This window comes from Polaromonas sp. P1_G4, assembly GCF_056405475.1.
The window spans coordinates 1-1,119 of the sequence record NZ_JBFUCA010000872.1 but is presented as its reverse complement, the minus strand read 5'-3'; the positions used below and the strand labels follow the sequence as shown (position 1 = coordinate 1,119).

Genomic DNA, 1,119 nt, shown 5'->3' with positions numbered 1-1,119 from the left:
ATCCACAGCAGCGCCGCCGTCATGTACCAGACGCTGACGTACAGGTGCGAGACCTTGCGGTTGACCAGCGTGAACAGCACCGGCAGGATGACGAGGGCAAAGCCGGCGAACATGAAGATCGCGATCTGCCACGGAATTTCCAGGTATTCCATGCCGTCGTTCCAGCCGGTCGCGATGGCGCCTATGCCCCCTGCGATGCCCATGTTGATGAGCGCCCCGCCCAGCATGACCCAGATGGCGCCGTAGAGCCGGGTGCGCAGCAGCCGCGGCAGCAGCCACACGATCATTCCCAGCGCGGCATTGGTGATCCAGCCGTAGAGCACGCCGGTCAGGTGCACCGTGCGTATGCGGCCGAAGGTCAACCAGGCATAGTCGGTAAGCCAGTCGGGCTCATGCAGCTTGATGGACGACACCAGCCCCGCCATCGAGCCCACGATGAGCCACAGGCAGGCAAAGGTGATGAACATGAACACCGGAAACGCGGTAGAGCGGTCGGACGTGATGCGGTCCAGCAGCTCGGCGGCATCGGCGGCGTGGGTCTTGATGCCGCCTTCCTTCACGGCCTTCTGCATCGACGCCTGTGCCACGTCCTGTAGCGCGGGGTCGTCGACCTGGCCGATCTCGCCGTGCGCGAAGATGACGGAAGCCGCGACAGGGTTTTCTACCAGTAGTCCTTTGCGCAGCGACCAGATAAAGACAAAGAGTCCGATGATGGACAACAGGAAAGCACCGAGAAGGCTGAGGGCGGCGCTGTCCATCATGCAGCTCCTTCAGGCAACGCCCGTCGCATCGTCGGGATATCCGGGATCTCATTGCCCGCGCTCCGGGTTTTCAGAAAGAGCGGTGTCGGCCGTCTGGAAGGCTGCGTCGGTCCGCCGCTTGTGCATGGTGCAACTGTCATGATTTCTCCGGTGTGAAAACCCGCAGACGCCATTTGCTGCGTGGCGCCGGTCGGGTGGGGCCGCGAGAACTTGCCGCAGGTGTTCCATACTACGCCTTTGATGGCTGCCAGCCTGGACGCCAGGCTGTATTCCAGTCATCTGCTACTGTTTTTATAGCTGCTTGCGCTCGCCTGCATTGGTCTGTAGCCTGAATCAATGTATTGATATAGCTTAAGCC

The 1,119-nt window shown here is 61.3% G+C and carries 1 protein-coding gene; it reads right to left on the bottom strand.

Annotated elements, in window-relative coordinates; genetic code table 11:
* The coding region (locus AC1D1X_RS24065; RefSeq protein WP_477699451.1) for a cbb3-type cytochrome c oxidase subunit I at positions 1-758 on the bottom strand (758 nt) is incomplete at its 3' end.
* Positions 759-1,119 lie beyond the last annotated feature (361 nt).